This window comes from Streptomyces sp. NPDC049837 (assembly GCF_040674455.1).
Classification (GTDB): Bacteria; Actinomycetota; Actinomycetes; order Streptomycetales; family Streptomycetaceae; genus Streptomyces.
Genome location: NZ_JBFAMP010000013.1, coordinates 63,889 through 82,591 on the forward strand (window position 1 = coordinate 63,889; position 18,703 = coordinate 82,591).

The window sequence follows — 18,703 nt, forward strand, 5'->3', positions numbered from 1 at the left end:
CGCGCCGCCGGCGCCGCCGCCACCGCCTTCCGTGGCGCCACCCGCCGGGCGCGGGGCGTGGGCCGAGGGCGTGGCGCGGCTGCGTGCCGCCGCGACGACCGAGCCGGGCCGGCTGCGGATCCTGGGTGCCGTCCTGGCCGTGCTGGTCGTGGCGTTCGGGGCGGTCACCGCGTTCGAGGTCGCCGACCGTGCGGCGGCCGCCGACGACGTGGTGAACCGCAGCCAGCCGCTGAGCGCGGACGCGGCGGACATCTACCGCTCGCTCGCGGACGCCGACACGGCGGCGGCCGGCGGCTTCCTGGCCGGGGCGCAGGAACCCACCGAGGTGCGCGAGCGGTACGAGAAGGACATCACCACCGCGTCCCGGCTGCTGGTCAAGGCCGCGGCGAACACGGACGGTTCCTCGCCGTCCGCCCGTGACATCGCCACCCTCAACGAGTACCTGCCGCGCTACACGGGGCTCATGGAGCGCGCCCGCGCGGCCAACCGGCAGGGCCTGCCGCTGGGCGGCGCGTATCTGCGGTACGCCAACCAGCAGATGAGCACCCAACTGCTGCCCGCCGCCGAGCGGCTGTACGAGGCCGAGACCGCGCGGCTCGCCCAGGACGACCGGGACGCCCGGGCGTGGCCGTTGCTGTCGCTGGGCGCCGGGATCGTCGTCCTGGCCGCCCTGCTGTGGGCGCAGCGCCGCACCTACCTGCGCACGAACCGGGTGTTCAACCACGGCCTGCTGGCCGCCACCGCCGCGTCCACGGTGGTGCTGCTGTGGCTGGCGGCCGGGCACACGGTGGCGCGGTCGGAGCTGAACGAGGCAAAGGTGCACGGCCAGGATTCGCTCAAGGTGCTGAACGAGGCGCGGATCAATTCCCTCAAGGCCCGTGCGAACGAGAACCTGACTCTGGTCGCCCGTGGCGCGGTGCTGACCGCCGACGGCAAGAGCGACAAGTACGAGACCGATTACGGCACGGGCATGCGTCAACTGACCGCCGCGCTCGACGAGGCGGGCCGGCTCGCCGACGACAACCCGGGCAAGGAGCCGGTCGCCGACGCCGCGCTGCGGGTGGCCGAGTGGCAGAAGCGCCACAAGGACGCCCGGGACACGGACGACGGAGGCGACTACGACGGCGCGCTGGCCAAGGTGATCGGCGCCAAGGGCTCCACCGGGGAGTCCTTCGACGACGTGGACGCGGCTCTGGAGAAGGCCCTGGACCATGAGCAGGGCGAGTTCACCCGGGCCGCCGACAACGGGCGCGGAGCGCTGACCGGCCTGCCGGCCGGGGCGGCCGCGCTGGCGGTGCTGGGCGCGGCCGGGGCCATCATGGGGGTCAACCGCAGGCTGTCGGAGTACCGGTGAGGGCGAGGGGAGGCACGATGAAGGGCGACGACGACGCGGCCGCGCCGCACCCGGCGGGGAGGGCGGCCGGCGCGTCCCCCGCCGGCCCGGCTCCCGGAGCGCCCAGGCGTGTGCGGGGCCGGGCGGCCGGGCGGCTGCGCGGGTGGGGCGGGGTCGCGGCGATGGCCGTGGCGTGCGGGCTGACCGCCGCGCTGACCCTGGTGCCGCTGTCGCGGAGCGACCTGGGCTCCTCCGAGGTGTCCGGCGTGGGCCGCGTCCTGACCGGCAAGTCCGACACCTGCGAGGACCCGGAGGCCTCCCTGACGCCGTCCGCCGCCGACGGTCCGGCCATCGACGCCATCAAGGCGCGCGGCAGGCTCGTCGTGGGCGTGGACCAGAACAGCTACCGGTGGGGGTACCGCAATCCGGCGAGCGGCGAGCTGGAAGGTTTCGACATCGACCTCGCCCGGGCCATCGCCGAGGACATCCTCGGCAGCCGGGAGGCCGTCATCTTCCGCGCCATCCCCACCAACCAGCGCATCGCCGCCCTGGAGAACGGGACGGTCGACCTGGTGGTGCGCACGATGACGATCAATTGCAGCCGCATCAAGCAGGTCGCCTTCTCCACCGCCTACTTCCAGGCGGGGCAGCAGGTCCTGGCGCCCGAGGAGTCCACCGTCAAGGGGTACGACTCCTCGCTCAAGAGCAAGCGGGTCTGCTCGGCGGAGGGTTCGACGGCGTACGAGGCGCTGGAGAAGAACTCGTTCGGCGCCGTCTTCAAGGACGAGCACGACGGCCGGCCCGAGGACGAGGACATCCTCACGGTGCCCAACCAGCTCGACTGCCTGGTGCGGCTCCAGATGGGCGAGGTCGACGCGGTGGTGACCGACAACGCGCTGGCCGCCGGCCAGGCGGCCCAGGACCCGGCCGTCGAGCTGAAGGGCAAGCCGTTCACGACGGAGTACTACGGCGTCGCCGCGAAGCTCGGCAACGACGACCTGGTGCGGCGCGTCAACCAGGTGCTCGTCGACTATCGCAAGGGGGCGTGGACGAAGGCGTACAACACCTGGCTGCGCCCCGTCCTGCCCGGCATAGCCGGGCCGCCGGCGCCGAAGTACCGGACCGGCTGACCTTCTTGAGACCCTGCGGGCACGAGTGGAGAGGTGATCGATGGGCGTCACGGGACCCCCTGGGCCGGTGATGGACCGGGACGAGGTGGACCGTGCGCTGGCGCGGCTCGGGGCGGAGCACAAGGCGGTCGAGGACTCGCTGCTCGCCCTCCAGGACCACGCGGGCCGCAGACTCCTCGAAGGCGCCGAGCTGACCGGCACGACCAAGGACCGCTGGGCCACCACCGAGCAGACGATCACCCTGCTGTGGACGTACTTCGACGCGTACACGGCGGCGTTGAACGAGGCGCGTGAGGTGCGCGCCCGGCGCCGGTGGCCCGGGCGCGAGGAGCTGGCCGAGCTGACGGAACGGCTGCGCGGCGAGAGCGTGACCGTGTCGGGTACGTCCGCCAAACTGGCCGAGCGGTTCACGCTGGAGCGGCTGGTCGACCGGATGAACGAGCTGTACGCCGACTCCCTCGACATGGTGGTGACGGCGGACGCGGTGTGGTCCGCGCTGCCCGCCCGGATAGACCTCCTGGCGGCCGAGCTGCACCGCACCCGCTCGCTGGCGCACTCGGTGGGTGTACGGCCCGGTGAGCACCCGGCGGGGGACGAGCTGGAGTCCATCACGCACGAGCTGACGACGCTGCGGGCGCAGGTGGTGACCGACCCGCTGGCCTTCTGGCGCCCGGCGATGGGCAGTTCGGCACCCGGCGGCGGGCGGCCGGACACCGACCGGTACGACCGGGCGGCCCGCGCGCTGGAGGACGTGCGCCGCGAGATCGAGGCGGTGCTCCAGGTCCGGCAGGACTCCGAGACGCGGCTGCTGCGGCTGCGGGACGTCCTCTCGCGCGCCGACCGGACGCTCGCCGAGGCGCGGGCGGCCCGGGGCGAGGTGCTCGCCAAGATCGCCGCATCGGAGGTGCCGGCGGTCAGCGGTCCGCCGACCGCCCTCCAGGAGCGGCTCGCGACAGCCGCCGAGTACCGGCGGCACGCCCAGTGGCACCGGCTGTCCCCGCTCCTTGAGGCGCTGGAGCGGGAGGCGGAGGAGGAACTGCTGCGAGCGCGCGAGCAGTTGACGGCGGTCACCGCGCCGCTCGCGGTCCGGGCGGAGCTGCGCGGCCGGCTCGACGCGTACAAGGCGAAGGTCGCCCGTCACGGCCTGGCGGAGGACCCGTTGCTGATCGAGCGGTACGACGTGGCGCGCCGGATGCTGTGGAGCGCCCCGTGCGACCTGCGGGTCGCCGAGCAGGCGGTGCTGCGCTATCAGCAGGCGGCCGCCGAGGCCCTGTCCGGGTCCGGGCCGGCCGACCGGAGGGGGATGTGATGAGCGGCACGTGTCAGCGGCCCGGTTGCAGCGGCTCGTACGAGGACATGGGCGGCGGTGAGCTGTACTGCGACACCTGCGGCCTGGCCCCGGTCGTGTCGGCGACGGGGATGGTGTCGTCGCCGCCGACGGGGATCGCCGGCGGCGGCAAGGGGTCGGCGGGCAGCTCCCGGTCGTCGTCCGGGTCCTCGTCGCGGTCGTCGCGGTCGTCGACGTCCCGGCGCTCGGTGTCGGGGCGGCTGTCGCGGTCGCTGTCGGGCGGGACCGGGTCCTCGCGGTCGGTGTCGGTGCGCAGTTCGGGGTCGTCGACCGGGCAGTCGGGGCGCAACCGGCTGGGCGCGGGGCTCGTGTCGATCCCGGCCGTGCCGCGCCCCGATCCGCGCTCGGTGGTGATGGCGAACCCGGAGGTACCGGAGCGGAAGCGATTCTGCTCCCGCTCGGACTGCGGGGCGCCGGTGGGGCGGGCGCGCGGTGACCGGCCGGGGCGTACGGAGGGCTTCTGCACCAAGTGCGGGCACCCGTACTCGTTCGTACCGAAGCTGCGCGCCGGGGACGTGGTGCACGGCCAGTACGAGGTGGCCGGGTGCCTGGCGCACGGCGGGCTGGGCTGGATCTACCTCGCCGTGGACCGGGCGGTCTCCGACCGGTGGGTGGTCCTCAAGGGCCTGCTGGACACCGGTGACCAGGACGCGATGGCGGCGGCGATCTCGGAACGGCGGTTCCTCGCCGAGATCGAGCACTCCAACATCGTCCGCATCTACAACTTCGTGGAGCACCTGGACCAGCGGACGGGCTCCCTCGACGGCTACATCGTCATGGAGTACGTCGGCGGCAAGTCCCTGAAGGACATCGCCAACGGGCGGCGCGGGCCGGACGGGCGGCGCGACCCGCTGCCCGTGGAGCAGGCGTGCGCGTACGGCATCGAGGCGCTGGAGGCACTGGGGCACCTGCACAGCCGGAACCTGCTGTACTGCGACTTCAAGGTCGACAACGCGATCCAGACCGAGGACCAGCTGAAGCTGATCGACATGGGCGCGGTGCGGCGGATGGACGACGACGAGTCGGCCATCTACGGCACGGTCGGCTACCAGGCGCCGGAGGTGGCCGAGGTCGGCCCGTCGGTGGCGTCCGACCTGTACACGGTGGCGCGGACGCTGGCGGTGCTGACGTTCGACTTCCAGGGCTACACGAACGTGTTCGTGGACTCGCTGCCGGACCCGGACAACATCGAGGTGTTCCGGACGTACGAGTCGTTCTACCGGCTGCTGGTGCGGGCCACCGACCCCGACCCGGCGCGCCGGTTCGCCTCGGCGCAGGAGATGGCCGAGCAGTTGACGGGCGTACTGCGGGAGGTGGTGGCCCTCCAGACGGGCCGCCCGCGCCCGGCCCTGTCGACGCTGTTCGGCCCGGAAACGCGCGTGACGGACACGCGGTTGTTCGCCGAGCCGGACGGCGAGGTGTCGGCCCTGGGCGCCCGGGAGGTGCCGAAGGGGCTGGGCCTGTTCGGACGCGGGAGCGGGACGACCCGGGGGGTCATTCCAGCGCCGCGTACGGAACCGGCCGCCGTGGCCCTCACGCCGCTGCTCGCCCCGCTCGACGCCCGCGCCACCGCGCTCGCGCTGCCCGTGCCACACGTCGACGCGGGCGACCCGAACGCCGGGTTCCTGGCCGGGCTCATGGCGTCCGCGCCGGCCGAGCTGATCGCCGCCCTGCACACCGCCCCGGAAGCCTCCCTCGAACTGCGGCTGCGCGAGCTGCGCGCCCGCCTCGAAATGGGCGAACCGGGCTCGGCCGTCCGGCTGCTGACGACCCTGGAGGCCCAGCACCCCGACGACTGGCGGGTCGTCTGGTACCGGGGAGTGGTGGCCCTGGCGACGGGCGACAACGAGAACGCCGCGCTGTCGTTCGACGCGGTCTACGACGCGTTCCCCGGCGAGCCGGCGCCCAAACTGGCGCTGGGCGTGTGCGCCGAGGTGCTGGGCCAGTTGGACAACGCGGCCGAGTACTACCGGCTGGTGTGGACGACGGACCCGAGCTACGTGAGCGCCGCGTTCGGTCTGGCCCGGGTGCGGCTGGCCGCGGGTGACCGGGTCGGGGCCGTCCAGGCGCTGGAGTCGGTGCCGGAGGCGTCGATCCACTACACGGCCGCGCGCGTGGCGGCCGTACGGGCCCGGCTGCGGCGGCGTTCCGCCCAGGAGCCGCTCATCGGCGACCTGACGGCGGCGGCCGACCAGGTGTCCGTGCTGCGGCAGTTCGGGCTGGACGCGGTCCGTCACGAACAGTTGTCCACAGAGGTGCTGGGCAAGGCCCTGGACTGGGTACTCTCCGGTAGTCCCGGAGCGGGGACCGTACGGACCCCGCTGCTGGGCAGCGAACTGGACGAGCGCGGCCTGCGCCTCGGACTGGAACGCTCCTACCGGGTGCTCGCCCGGCTCGCTCAGCGGGGCGAGGAGAGGATCGACATGGTGGAGCGGGCCAACCGCTTCCGCCCCCGGACATGGGTGTGATTGATGTCGCAGAGGCACCAGCTCTCCGCCTGTCCCGGCTGCCAGGAGCCGCTGGAGTCGGGCGACCTGTTCTGCGGTGCGTGCGGGTACGACCTGTCGGCCGTACCTCCGCCGCCGCAGGACCGTCCGACGATGGTCATGGGCTCCCCCGGCTCGCCCGGCTCCCCGGTGGGCGGGGCGGCATGGCCCGCGGCCCCGGCGCCGCCGCCCGGCGGCCTGCCGGGTGACCAGCCGGACGGCCGGCCCGCCCCGGGTCCTTCGGCGGTACGGTTCGACGCCCGCGCCACGAACGACGGCGACTTCGAACTCCCGGCGCCCGCGCCCGCGCCCGCCCCGGCCCCCGCGCCCGCGAGTGCGCCCGCCGCCGGTCCGGCGCCCGGGAGCCCGTCCGTCCCCTGGGAGGCGGCGCACGCGCCCGTGGTGGAGGGCGCGCCCCAGCCGGGGCCCGCGCCGGCCGGCGCGGCGCCCGATCCGCGGGCGGCCGGGCACGCGACGGCTCCGGCGGCCGCCGGGGCCAGGGTGTGCGTGGCCTGCCGGGCGGGGCAGGTGGACGCCGACGGGTACTGCGAGAACTGCGGGCACGCCCAGCCGCGTGAGCGTGACCACATGGAGGAGGAGCTCGGCGCGGTCGCCGCCGTGAGCGACCGGGGGCTGCGCCACCACCGCAACGAGGACGCGTTCGCCGTGTCGTCGACCGCTCTGCCGGACGGTTCACCGGCCGTAGTCGCGATCGTCTGCGACGGGGTGTCGTCGGCGACCCGCCCCGACGAGGCCTCGGCGGCCGCCGCGGCCGCCGCCAACGAGTCGCTGCTGGCCTCCCTCCCGCGCGGTACGCACCCGCAGGCGGCGATGCACGACGCGATCGTCGCCGCCTCCGAGGCGGTCAACGCCCTGGCGGCCGGCGACGGCGGCCAGGACGCGGGGGCCATGGAGCACGACCCGCACCGCCACCAGAACGCCCCGGCCTGCACGCTCGTCGGCGCGGTCGTCGCCGGTGGCCTGCTGGTCGTCGGCTGGGTCGGCGACAGCCGCGCCTACTGGGTGCCGGACGACCGGGGTGGCCCGCCCGCCCGGCTCACCGAGGACGACTCGTGGGCCGCGCAGATGGTCGCGGCGGGCCTGATGAACGAGGCCGAGGCGTACGCGGACGAGCGCGCCCACGCCATCACGGGCTGGCTGGGTGCGGACGCGTACGAACTGGAGCCCCACACGGCCGCGTTCAAACCGGACCGCCCCGGTGTCGTCGTGGTGTGCACCGACGGTCTGTGGAACTACGCGGAGGGGGCGGAGGACATGGCGCGGGTCGTACCGCCCGACGCGGCCGCCCGCCCGCTGCACAGCGCCCAGGTCCTGGTCGGACACGCGCTCGACGGCGGCGGCCACGACAACGTAACAGTGGCCGTCCTGCCGTTCGCCGTGGCGCCCGGAGGGGCAGGATCGGCCTGACCGATTCGTCCGGCGACCAACCGCCCTTCCCCTTCTGTCTGTTGTGTGTGCGGAGTCCGAGTCTCCAGGAGCCGATCAGATGGCGAACTTCTCCAAGTCGAACGTGCCGCAGTTCTCGGTGGACGTGTACCAGAACGAGTACCTGCCGGAGGGCGGGCGCGAGGTCAACGCGATCGTCACGGTCACCTCGACGGGCGGCGGCACCAGCGGAGGGGTGCCGCTGGCGGGGGCGTCGGTCTCGCCCTCCTACATACCGGGGCAGGCGCCGACCGCGGCGGTCGTGATCATGGTCGACTGCTCCGGCTCCATGGACTACCCGCCGACGAAGATGCGCAACGCGCGGGACGCCACGGCCGCCGCGATCGACACCCTGCGCGACGGCGTCGCCTTCGCGGTGGTCGCCGGCACCCATGTCGCGAACGAGGTCTACCCGGGCGGCGGGCGGCTGGCCACCGCCGGGGCGCGCACCCGCGCCGAGGCGAAGGAGGCGCTGCGCAAGCTCAGCGCGGGCGGCGGCACCGCGATCGGCACATGGCTGACGCTCGCCGACCGGCTGCTGGCGTCCGCCGACGTACCGATCCGGCACGGCATCCTGCTGACCGACGGCCGCAACGAGCACGAGACGCCGGAGGACCTGCGGGCGGCCCTCGACGCCTGCGCGGGCCGCTTCACCTGCGACGCCCGGGGGGTGGGGACCGACTGGGAGGTCAAGGAGGTCACCGGGATCGCCTCGGCGCTGCTCGGCACGGCCGACATCGTCGCCGATCCGGCGGGCCTCGCCGCGGACTTCACGCGGATGATGGAGAACGCGATGGGCAAGGAGGTCGCCGACGTCAGCCTGCGCCTGTGGACCCCGGTCGGGGTGGAGATCGTCTTCGTCAAGCAGGTGGCGCCGACGGTGGAGGAGCTGACGGACCGGCGTACGGAGGCGGGGCCCCGGGCCGGTGACTACCCGACCGGCTCGTGGGGCGACGAGTCCCGCGACTACCACGTGTGCGTCCGGGTGCCGGAGGCCGGGATCGGCCAGGAGATGCTCGCGGCCCGTGTCTCGCTGATCCTGCCGGACCCGGCGGGCGGTGCGCCGCAGCCCCTGTCGCAGGGCCTGGTGCGCGCGGTGTGGACCGACGACATGGCGGCCTCCACCTCCATCAACCCCCAGGTCGCGCACTACACGGGACAGGCCGAACTGGCACAAGTCATCCAACAGGGTCTGGATGCCCGCAAGTCCGGCGATTTCGATGGCGCGACGGCGAAACTCGGCCGCGCCGTGCAACTGGCGGCCGCCTCCGGGAACGCGGATACCGCGAAACTCCTTTCGAAGGTGGTGGACGTGGTCGACGCGGCGACAGGTACTGTGCGACTGAAGGCGAAGGTCGCGGAAGCGGACGAGATGACACTCGAAACCCGCTCCACCAAGACGGTTCGCGTGAAGAACGTCCGGAAATAGGTCACGATCTGCACGGCCCGCGGGCCGGTTGAGGAGAGGGGGAAGCGCCGACATGCCGACCTGCCCGAACGGACACCAGTCGGGTTCCGACGACTGGTGCGAGGTCTGCGGCCACCGCATGACCGGGGCGGGCGCGCCTGCGGGTGCCGTTCCGCCGCCGCCTCCTCCGCCCCCGCCGCCGCCCGCGTACGGCTACCCCGGCCCGCCCGGACCCGGTGGACCCGGTGGCCCGGGCGCTCCCGGGCAGCGCCCAGGTGGGCCCGGCGGCTTCGCGGGCGGGGACCCGAACGCCACCGCCCAGGCGGAGCTGTGCCCGCAGTGCCGTACTCCGCGCGAGGCCATGGCGCCGTTCTGCGAGGAGTGCCGGTGGAACTTCCTCACCAACACGGCGACCTCGTACACCCCCGTGGCACCGCCGCAGAGCCGCCCGGGCGGCCCCGGCGGTCCGCCGCCCGGGCTGAACCTGCCGCCCGGCTTCCAGTCCCAGCCGTCGCCGCCCCGGCCGCAGGCGCCGCGCCCGCCGGACCCGTACGAGTACCAGGGCTCCCGCCCGTCGCAGATGAACCGCCCGGCCGAACCGCTGCCGCCCGAGCCGTCCACGCCCCAGCGCCCGCCGCAGGGGCCCCCGCCTGGTTCGCCGCAGGGTCCGCCGCCGGTTCCCCAGGCGTTCCAGCAGCCCGGCCCGCCGCCCCCGCAGGCGTTCCAGCAACCGGGCCCGCCGCCCCCGCCGCAGGCCCAGCCGCATCCCCAGCCGACCGGTGGCGGCGGGGACGACTGGATGCTTCCGCCGCCCGCACAGCAGCAGCCGCAGCAGCACCAGGCACCACAGCCGCCCCATCAGCAGCCGCAGCAGGCGCCCGCGGGATGGACGGCGGTCGTCGCGCCCGACCGTGAGTACTTCATGGCGATGATGCGGCGCAGCGGACCCGAGGCCGCGGGCCTCAACCTGCCCGCGTACTCCCCTGAGCAGCGGCTGCCGCTGTCCGGGAACCAGATCAGCATCGGCCGCCGGCGGCACTCCACGGGCGAGTCCCCGGACATCGACCTGTCCGTGCCGCCGGAGGACCCGGGCGTCTCGCATCAGCACGCGGTACTGGTGCGGCAGCCGGACGGCTCGTGGGCGGTCGTCGACCAGAACTCCACCAACGGCACCACCCTCAACGGCGCCGAGGACCCGATCCAGCCCTACGTCCCCGTCCCGCTCAACGACGGCGACCGGGTCCATGTGGGCGCCTGGACGACGATCACCATCCGCCGGGGCTAGCCCCGCGTCCCCAGGGGCCAGCTATAGGGCCCCTCGGGGTCGTCCAGCCACGCCCACTGGTGCTCGCCGCTGACCGTCACGCCGAATCGTTCCCGCGCGGGGCGCCGCTCGCGCTGCCACAGCGAGTAGGCCTCGTGCGGGTCCAGGCTGCCCGCGGTCAGCGTCAGCAGGAAGCGGAACAGCTCGTTATCGGTGGCGTGCCGGGGCAGCCCGCCCGTGTGCACCGGCGCCGGCGGGGTGCCGCCGCGCAGCGGCACGAAGTATGCGGACGTGTGCAGGAACCGCCCCTCGGCGTGCTCGGCGTCCCGCACCCGCAGCCGGATGAGCCCCGTGGACAGCGGCGCGAGGACGCGGGCGCCGGGGCGGCACTGCGCGAGCCACGCGGGCGGTACGGAGGACACCGCGCAGGTGGCGATGACCGCGTCGAACGGGGCCCGCTGCGGGCAGCCGCGCGCCCCGTCGCCGGTGACCACGGCGGGGTGGTATCCGGCCGCCGCCAGGTGGGCGCGGGCCGCCTCCGTGATGTCCTCGTCCAGGTCGACGGTGGTCACCCGCTCGTCGCCCAGCCGGTGCGACAGGAGCGCCGCGTTGTACCCGGTCCCGGCGCCGATCTCCAGGACGCTGTCGCCGTCCCGCACCTCCAGCGCGTGCAGCATTCCGGCCATCAGGGAAGGCTGGCTGGCGGACGAGACCAGCTCCCCGTCCCGTACCCGGGTGGCGAGCGGCCGGTCCAGGTAGGCGCCCTCCAGCCAGCGCCTCCGCCGGTCCGGGTCGGGGTCCTCGCACCACAGCCGCTCGTATCCCCCCATGACCCCGATGTAGAAGTACGGCACGAACAGGTGCCGGGGCACCTCCTCGAACGCCGCCCGCCAGGCCGGGTCCTGGAGGTCCCCGCCGGCGGCGATCTCCCGCACCAGCTCGCGCCGCGCCTCGGCGGCGGCCCCGGCGAACGGATCCTCTCGCTGTGTGCGCATATCTCCACTGTGCTGCGTGCGGCGATCGGTGGCGAGTAGCCCGCGAGGTCCTAGGGCCCGGGTCCTCGGCCGGGGCGTCTGAGACGATGGACTCGTGAATGAGATCCCGCGCGGCACGCTTCAGGAGCAGACCTTCTACGAGCAGGTCGGCGGCGAGCCCACCTTCCGGCGCCTCGTCCACCGCTTCTACCAGGGCGTCGCCCAGGACCCCCTGCTGCGGCCGATGTACCCGGAGGAGGACCTGGGGCCGGCCGAGGAGCGGCTGGTGCTGTTCCTCATGCAGTACTGGGGCGGCCCCCGCACGTACAGCGACAACCGCGGCCACCCCCGGCTCCGGATGCGGCACGCCCCCTTCACCGTGGACCGGGCGGCCCACGACGCCTGGCTGAAGCACATGCGGGCGGCGGTCGACGAGCTCGGCCTCTCGGAGGAGCACGAGCGGACGCTGTGGAACTACCTGACGTACGCCGCCGCGTCGATGGTGAACACCCCGGACTGAGGCGGTTCACGCTCCGTGACCGGTAAGTGACAGAAAAGGTTCCGGCCAACTCTGCCGCGCCCCGTCCCCATGGGCACCCACGACCCCCTAAGTTCACAGCCGCAACACATCGAACGGGCATCCGCAGTCGGCGGGTGCCCCTCGTCTTGTGGAGGTGCGACGTGCGACGGAGGACCACACGGCTGGGTGCCGTGGCGATCGCGACGGTGACGGCGCTGCTCGGTGCCGGCACCGCCTTCGGTGACACCTTCTACGTCTACGAGGGCGAGGACTTCGGTTACATCGGCCGGGACCACAAGTACGCCGGGGTGTGCGACCGCGAGTACGACGGCTTCAACGTCTACGTCAACTTCAAGCGGACGACGCCGGACACCGTCGTGCGCATGGAGGAGACGAACGGCTACTGCAAGACCTCCTCGACCGGTACGTACTCGATCTACACCCTCCAGACGTGCGAGAACCGTCCGCTGGTGTCGGACGCGTGCTCCGCCTGGAAGAGGCACCCCTGACCGTCATGGCCGCACCCACCGTCATGGTCTCCGGACTGACCTGCGAGCTCGGCGGCCGCACCCTCCTGCGTGACGCCGGGATGACCGCGCGCCCCGGCGAGTCCGTCGCCGTCACGGGGCCCAGCGGCAGCGGCAAGTCCACCCTGCTCTCCTGCCTCGCCGGGCTGCACCGTCCCCGCGCCGGGACCATCCGGGTGTGCGGCACCGACACCGCCGCGCTGCGGCCCGCCAAGGCCGCGGCGTGGCGGCTGAACACCCTCGGTTTCGTCTACCAGTTCGGGGAGCTGCTGCCCGAGCTGAGCGCGGTGGAGAACGCCGCGCTGCCGCTGCTGATCGCCGGGAAGGGCCGCCGGGAGGCGTACGGGACGGCCGGGCGGCTGCTGCGCGAGCTGGGCGTGGGCAAGGTGGCCGACTCGCCCGCGGGCGTCCTGTCCGGCGGGGAGCGCCAGCGGGTGGCGGTGGCCCGCGCGCTGTCGACCCGGCCGCCGGTAGTGCTCGCCGACGAGCCGACCGGGGCGCTCGACGAGCGGGCCACGGACGATGTGTGCGCGCTGCTGTTCGGGCTGCCCGTGCAGTACGGCTGCACGCTGGTCGTCGTCACGCACAATCCCGTGGTCGCCTTCTACGCCGACCGCCAACTGACTCTCCGGGACGGCGCGTTGTACGAGTCCACGGACACCACCGACACCACCGCGGCGGGCGCGTGAGCCGGGCCCGGCGCCGTGGCGCGACCGCGCACCTGCTCGCCGTCGGCCGCCGCGCCTCGGCCGGGGCGGCCGGCCGGCGCGATCCCCGGCTGACCGTCCAGGCCCTGTCCCTGGTGCTCGCCGCGATGGCGGCCGCGCTGCTGGTGTGGTCCGCGCAGGCGGTCCACGCCGTGTACGAGGGGCGGGAGGCGCGCATCTCGGCGCGGCTGCCCGTGCCCGCCGCTCAGCCGGGTGCGAAGCCGGCCGCCTGGTGGACGCAGAGCGACGACAGTTACCGGGAGTGGGCCTTCTCGGTGGTGTACCTGGAGCCCGCCGCACCCTCCGCTCCCCTGCCGCCCGGCCTGCCCCGCTGGCCGGAGCCGGGAGAGGCGTTCGTGTCACCGGCCCTGCTCGACGCCATGCCGGCGGCCACCACCCGGTTCGGCCGGCTCGCGGGCACGGTCGCGGAGGAAGGGCTGGCCGACACGGGAGAGCTCTTCGTGTACGCCCGCCCGCCGGCCGGCGTGACGATCCAGGGGTACGAGACGACGCTGGGGATCACCGGCTTCGGCGCCGAGCGGCCGGCCGACCCGCCGTACTTCGTCAGCCAGTCGTTCGACCGGCCCGAAAGCGACCTGTACTGGCTGCTGGTCCCCCAGCTCGGGCTGCCCGCCGGCGTGCTCCTCGTCGTCGCCTCCCGGCTGGGGGCCCGGCAGCGGGACCGGCGGCTGGCCGTGCTGTACGCGATCGGCGGCGGGCGTTCCGTACGCGCGAGGATCGCGGCCGGGGAGTGCCTGCGCCCGCTGGCGGCCGGGACGGTCCTCGCGGGCCTGCCGCTGCTGGTCGTCACGCTGACCGGCGTACGGCTGCCGCTGACCGGTTACCGGGTGGCGGCCGCCGATCTGGCGCCGCTGCGCTGGCAGTTCCCGCTCGCGCTGGTGGCCGGGTGGGTGGCCCTGTGCCTGCTGTTCGCCGCGCTGCACCTGCGGGTGCGCCCCGCCGGCTCCGGGCGGCCCCGGCCCGCGCGGCCCCTGCCGTCGGCCTGGCCCGGCGTGCTGAGCGGCATCGGCGCCCTGGCGGTGGTCTCCGGGGCGGCGGCGGGCGGGGCGATGGGCATCCGGCTGTTCGTCCTGGGCACGACGCTGACGCTGATCGGGCTGCCCCCGCTGCTGGGCCGGGCGGCGGCCCGGGTGTCCGTCAGGCTGACCGGGCACGGCACGGGAAACGCGGCGCGGCTGGTCGGCGGGCGCTGGGCGGCCGCCCACCCCGCGGTGATCGCCCGGGCGGGCGCGGCCCTCGTCGTCATGCTGGGGCTGGTCGCGCAGGCCGTGGTGATGGTGACCGACCTGACGAGCGAGGCCCGCAACGCCACGGTGCTCGGCGAACGGCTGGACGACCGGCTCCTGGAGGTCTACAGCGCGCCCACGGGCGAGGCGGCGCACGCGCGGTTCGCCGCCGCGCTGGCCCCGGAGGACCGGGTGCTGCGGGTGGTGCCGGGCGGCGGTGCGTCCGGTACCGGCCCGCCCGTGCTGCGCGGGGACTGCCGCGACCTCGCCGCGCTGGGGGCCATGCGGTCCTGCCCCCGGGAGCGGCCCGTGCCGGTGCACGAGGTCTACCGCGAACGCACACCGCGCACGGAGGCACTGCGCTGGATGAGCTTCGGACTGGTGCACGTCCAGGCGGCCGCCTCCAGGGAGCGGTTGCTGAAGGAGCAGGGGCCCTTCGTCGTCCTGACGAGCGGGCCGGAGGGGCGCGAGCGGGCGGAACGGGCCGCCCGTGCGACGCTGCCGCTGCCGCACGTCGGTGTTCCCGGCGACGCCAATGTCATCGGTGCCCAGGCCCGCGCGCGGCAGGCCGACTGGGTGGTGCTCGTGGCGGCCGTCGGGTTCCTGCTGCTCGCGCTCACGGGGGCCGCCGGGTTGCTGCACGCCTTCCTGGACCGGGCCGACGAGCTGCGGGCGCTGGCCGGGTACACCTCGGGCGCGGGGTTCCACCTGCGGGTCGCCTGGTGGGGCATGGGCGTTCCGATGGCCTGCGCGCTGGGCCTGGCCGCGCTGTTGGCGGGGGTGCTGGCGGCGGTGAACCTCGGTTTCCTGTCCCCGTCGGGGAGTTCGCCGCTCGGGCTGCTCGGCGGCGGGCTGGCGCTGGCGGTGGTGGTGTGCGGGGCGGCGACCGTACTGGGCGGGTGGCTGGGCGCCCGGTTCACGCACCGGTGGGTACCGCGCGGCGACTGAAGCGTACGGACGTGCCCGCAGGGCGGTACCGCGGCGCCGGATAACGGTCACGATCCCGTCAAGGTCCGCCCGCAAGCGGTTACTCCGACGCGTGCCCTCTGAAAGCATCCGTTGAACGATCAGGCGTTCGACGGCGCTGGGGGGCTGTGTGACCGGCTTTGTGTTCCTGCGCGTCCGTGCGCACCGGTTACTGCTTGCCGCCGCGCTCCTCGCCGTCCTGCTGACCACGTCGGTGCTCGCCGCGCTGGCCGCGTTCTCGGGGTCCATCGGCGACGCCGCCCTCCGCCACACCCTGCACGGCCGGGCCGCCTCCGCCGCCTCGCTCGTCGTCACCGCCCACGTCCCGCTGGAGCGCCGCGACGACGCGGACCAGGCCGCCCGGGAGGGGGCGCGCGAGACGTTCGGCGGGCTGCCGGTGACCGTACGGAAACTGGAGCGCTCCGGTTCGTACGCCCTGCCGCGGGCGCTCCAGCCGCCCACCGCCCGCACGGGCGAGCCCGACCTCACGCACTTCGCCGCCCTGGACCGCTCGCGCGTCCACCTGGTCCAGGGCGCCTGGCCCGCCTCCGGTGCGGAGATCCGGGCCGCGCTCCCCGAGGCCGCCGCCCGGAGACTGAACCTGAAGGCCGGGGACCGGCTCACGGTCACCGACCGGCTCGGCGGGAAGCCCGTCACGGTACGGATCACCGGCCTGTACCGGCCGGCCGACCCCGCCGACCCGTACTGGCAGTTGGACACGCTCGGCGGCCGTGGCGTCCGCACCGTCGTCTTCACCACGTACGGTCCCCTGCTGACCGACCCGGCCGTGCTCGGCTCCGGCCGGGTCAGCACCGACGAGACGTCCTGGCTGGCCTCCGCCGACTTCCGCACGCTCACCACCGACAGGGTCGGCGCTCTGCGCGAGGCGGCGACGGCCGGTCCCGCCGCCCTCGCCGCCGACCCGGCGTTCGGCGGCGCGGCGACCGCACGTACCTCGCTGCCGGCCGTCCTCGGTGAGAGCGAACGGGCGCTGCTGGTGGCGCGCTCGACACTGATGATCGTGGCCGTGCAGTTGGTGCTGCTCGCCGCGTACGCGCTGCTGCTGGTCGCCCGGCTGCTCAGTACGGAACGGGCGGGCGAGACCGAGCTGTTGCGCGCGCGGGGCGCCTCGCGACGGCGGATCGCCGCACTCGCGGCGGTCGAGGCGCTGCTCCTGGCCGTGCCCGCCGGGGTGGCCGCGCCGTTGCTGGCGGGCCCGCTGACGCGGCTACTGGCGACGGGCGGTGCGCTCGACCGGATCGGGCTGCGGCTCGGGGAGGCCCCGGCCGGTCAGGTGTGGCTGGTGGCCGCCGGGGTGGCGGTGTGCTGCGCGGCCGCCGTGGTGGCGCCGGCGCTGGCGGCCGCCGCCGGTCCGGTGCGGTTGCCGCGCGGGCGGGCGGGCGCGTTGCCGGCGCCGGTGCGGGCGGGGGCGGACGTCGGGCTGCTGGTGATCGCGGCGGTGGCGTACTGGCAGCTCGACCGGCAGACGGCTGCTTCGGGCAGCGGGGTGCTGAGCGGGGGCCGGGACGGCGGCCTGGGCATCGACCCCCTGCTGGTGGCGGCGCCCGCGCTGGCGCTGCTGGCCGGGACGGTGCTGACGCTGCGGCTGCTGCCGCCCGCCGCCCGGCTGGCGGAGCGGCGCGCGGCGGGCGGGCGCGGGCTGTCGGTGGCGCTGGCGGGCTGGCAGTTCAGCCGGCGGCCGCTGCGCGGGGCGGGTCCGGTGCTGCTGCTGGTGCTGGCCGTGGCGATGGGCATGCTGGCGATCGGCCAGAGCGCGTCGTGGGACCGGTCGCAGCGCGACCAGGCGGACTTCGCGACCGGCGCCTCGATCCGTGTGCTGGACGACCGGACCGGTGATCCGGGCCGGGCGGGGGCGTACGCGCGGCTGCCCGGGGTGCGGGACGCGGCGCCCGCCCACCGCGCGGTGACGGAGCTGCCGGGCGACCGCTCGGCGACCGTACTGGCGCTGGACACCGCCCGTGCCCGCGAACGGCTGCTGCTGCGCGGCGACCTGGCGGACGGCCCGCCCGGCCGACTGCTCGACCGGGTCGCCCCGCCGCGCGAGGCACGGCCCGGGGTGCCCCTGCCGGACGGCACCGTGCGGCTGCGGCTCGCCACCCGGGTGACCGGCGCGGGCGGCCGCGTCGATGCCGCCGTGACGGTGGAGGACCGCCACGGCCTGGCCTACCGGCTGCCGCTCGACGAGGACGGCACCGTCGACCTGGGCGCGGCCTCCGGCGGCCCCGCCGGTCCGGTGACGCTGACCGGTGTGGAGCTGTCCGGCCCGCTGCCCTACGAAAAGGGCGAACGGCACCGGTTCACGCTGGAGCGGCTGGCCGCCGTCACGGCGGACGGCGACGAACGGCCGGTACCGGCCGCGCCGTTCGGCGCCTGGCGCGGACGGCTCACCGACAGCGAGGACGCCGCCCGGGCCGAGCCCGTCACGGTCACGTCCTCCGCCCGTACGCCGCTGACCCTGGCGTACGAACCGGGCGTCACGCCCGTCGACCCCCGCTTCGACCCGCACCACTTCACGGTCCTCGCCACCGCGCCGCCCCCGCCTCGCGCGGACGCGGTGCCCGCGATCGCGACCGACGCGTTCCTCGACGCCGCCGGGGCGGAGCGCGGCCAGAGCATGGACGTGACGCTGGCGGGCCGCCAGGTGCGGGTGACGGTCGTCGGCACCGTACGGGACCTGCCGACGACCACCTCCAGCGCCCTTCTGGTCGACCTGGACGCGGTGAACCGCACCGGGCTCGCCCTCCCGCCCACCGAATGGTGGCTCGCCCCCGCCCCGGGCCGGACCGCCGGGGTCGCGGCGGCGCTGCGGGCACAGCCCGACCGGGACCGGGCGCGGGTGCTGGTGCGCGACGAGGCGGCCGCCGAGCTGCTGGGCGACCCGCTGGGCGCGGGGCCGCGCTCGGCGCTCATGGCGGTGGCGGCGGCCGCGGCGGCTCTGGCGGCGGTGGGCTTCGCGGTGAGCGCGGCGGGTTCGGTGCGGGAACGGGCCGCCGAGTTCGCGGTGCTGCGTGCGCTGGGCGCGCCGCGCCGCCGGCTGGCCAGGCTGCTGGCGGCCGAACAGGGCCTGCTCGTCGGCATCGCGCTGCTGGTGGGCCTCGCCCTCGGCACCGTACTGACCCGGGCCGTCGTGCCGCTGGTGGTCCTGACCGGCCGGGCGGCGCAGCCGGTGCCGCGCGTGCTCGTCGAACTGCCGCCGGACCGGGTGGCCGTGCTGCTGGCGGCCGTGGCGGTGCTGCCCCTGCTGACGGTGGCCGCCATCGCGCTGCGCCGCCACGACCCGGCCGTCACGCTGCGGCACCAGGCCCCTGTCCAGGGAGGAAACTGAC

The 18,703-nt window shown here is 75.2% G+C and carries 13 protein-coding genes; 12 read left to right on the forward strand and 1 reads right to left on the reverse strand.

The features are described 5' to 3' along the window. Window positions 1–31 precede the first annotated feature (31 nt). From AB0J57_RS29235 to AB0J57_RS29265, 7 genes are all read left to right on the forward strand, one after another. On the forward strand, window positions 32–1,354 hold the full coding sequence (locus tag AB0J57_RS29235) for a hypothetical protein (protein WP_366131466.1): 1,323 nt from the start codon (window positions 32–34) through the stop codon (window positions 1,352–1,354). A 17-nt stretch (window positions 1,355–1,371) separates the two neighbouring features. Next, entirely contained in the window at window positions 1,372–2,463 is a 1,092-nt protein-coding gene (locus AB0J57_RS29240; protein WP_366131334.1) for a glutamate ABC transporter substrate-binding protein, read from the forward strand. A 40-nt stretch (window positions 2,464–2,503) separates the two neighbouring features. After that, on the forward strand, window positions 2,504–3,772 hold the full coding sequence (locus tag AB0J57_RS29245; protein ID WP_366131335.1) for a hypothetical protein: 1,269 nt from the start codon (window positions 2,504–2,506) through the stop codon (window positions 3,770–3,772). After that, complete coding sequence (locus AB0J57_RS29250) at window positions 3,772–6,279, forward strand: tetratricopeptide repeat protein (RefSeq protein WP_366131336.1); 2,508 nt, start codon at window positions 3,772–3,774, stop codon at window positions 6,277–6,279. Before AB0J57_RS29245 ends, AB0J57_RS29250 begins: the two co-directional genes overlap by 1 nt. A gap of 3 nt (window positions 6,280–6,282) precedes the next feature. Then, entirely contained in the window at window positions 6,283–7,725 is a 1,443-nt protein-coding gene (locus AB0J57_RS29255; RefSeq protein ID WP_366131337.1) for a protein phosphatase 2C domain-containing protein, read from the forward strand. 79 nt (window positions 7,726–7,804) lie between these two features. Then, on the forward strand, window positions 7,805–9,172 hold the full coding sequence (locus AB0J57_RS29260; RefSeq protein ID WP_366131338.1) for a VWA domain-containing protein: 1,368 nt from the start codon (window positions 7,805–7,807) through the stop codon (window positions 9,170–9,172). Window positions 9,173–9,224: 52 nt separating this feature from the next. Further along, the gene (locus AB0J57_RS29265; RefSeq protein WP_366131339.1) at window positions 9,225–10,436 is read left to right on the forward strand and encodes an FHA domain-containing protein; all 1,212 of its coding nucleotides are present in this window, start codon (window positions 9,225–9,227) and stop codon (window positions 10,434–10,436) included. Here the strand turns inward: AB0J57_RS29265 and AB0J57_RS29270 are convergent. Continuing rightward, window positions 10,433–11,410: a methyltransferase domain-containing protein gene (locus AB0J57_RS29270; protein ID WP_366131340.1), complete on the reverse strand. Its 978-nt coding sequence runs from the start codon at window positions 11,408–11,410 to the stop codon at window positions 10,433–10,435. The genes AB0J57_RS29265 and AB0J57_RS29270 overlap by 4 nt on opposite strands. A gap of 94 nt (window positions 11,411–11,504) precedes the next feature. Between AB0J57_RS29270 and AB0J57_RS29275 the strand changes: the two genes are divergently transcribed. From AB0J57_RS29275 to AB0J57_RS29295, 5 genes are all read left to right on the forward strand, one after another. After that, window positions 11,505–11,909, forward strand: coding sequence for a globin (locus AB0J57_RS29275; RefSeq protein ID WP_366131341.1), 405 nt, complete (start codon window positions 11,505–11,507; stop codon window positions 11,907–11,909). A gap of 161 nt (window positions 11,910–12,070) precedes the next feature. Continuing rightward, window positions 12,071–12,418: a hypothetical protein gene (locus AB0J57_RS29280; RefSeq protein ID WP_366131342.1), complete on the forward strand. Its 348-nt coding sequence runs from the start codon at window positions 12,071–12,073 to the stop codon at window positions 12,416–12,418. Next, window positions 12,391–13,125: an ABC transporter ATP-binding protein gene (locus AB0J57_RS29285; protein ID WP_366131343.1), complete on the forward strand. Its 735-nt coding sequence runs from the start codon at window positions 12,391–12,393 to the stop codon at window positions 13,123–13,125. Before AB0J57_RS29280 ends, AB0J57_RS29285 begins: the two co-directional genes overlap by 28 nt. Beyond that, complete coding sequence (locus AB0J57_RS29290; RefSeq protein WP_366131344.1) at window positions 13,122–15,338, forward strand: hypothetical protein; 2,217 nt, start codon at window positions 13,122–13,124, stop codon at window positions 15,336–15,338. The genes AB0J57_RS29285 and AB0J57_RS29290 overlap by 4 nt, the downstream gene beginning before the upstream one ends. A 148-nt stretch (window positions 15,339–15,486) precedes the next feature. After that, window positions 15,487–18,702 carry an ABC transporter permease gene (locus tag AB0J57_RS29295; protein ID WP_366131345.1) on the forward strand — a complete coding sequence of 1,072 codons (3,216 nt, stop codon included), beginning with the start codon at window positions 15,487–15,489 and terminating at the stop codon, window positions 18,700–18,702. Window position 18,703 lies beyond the last annotated feature (1 nt).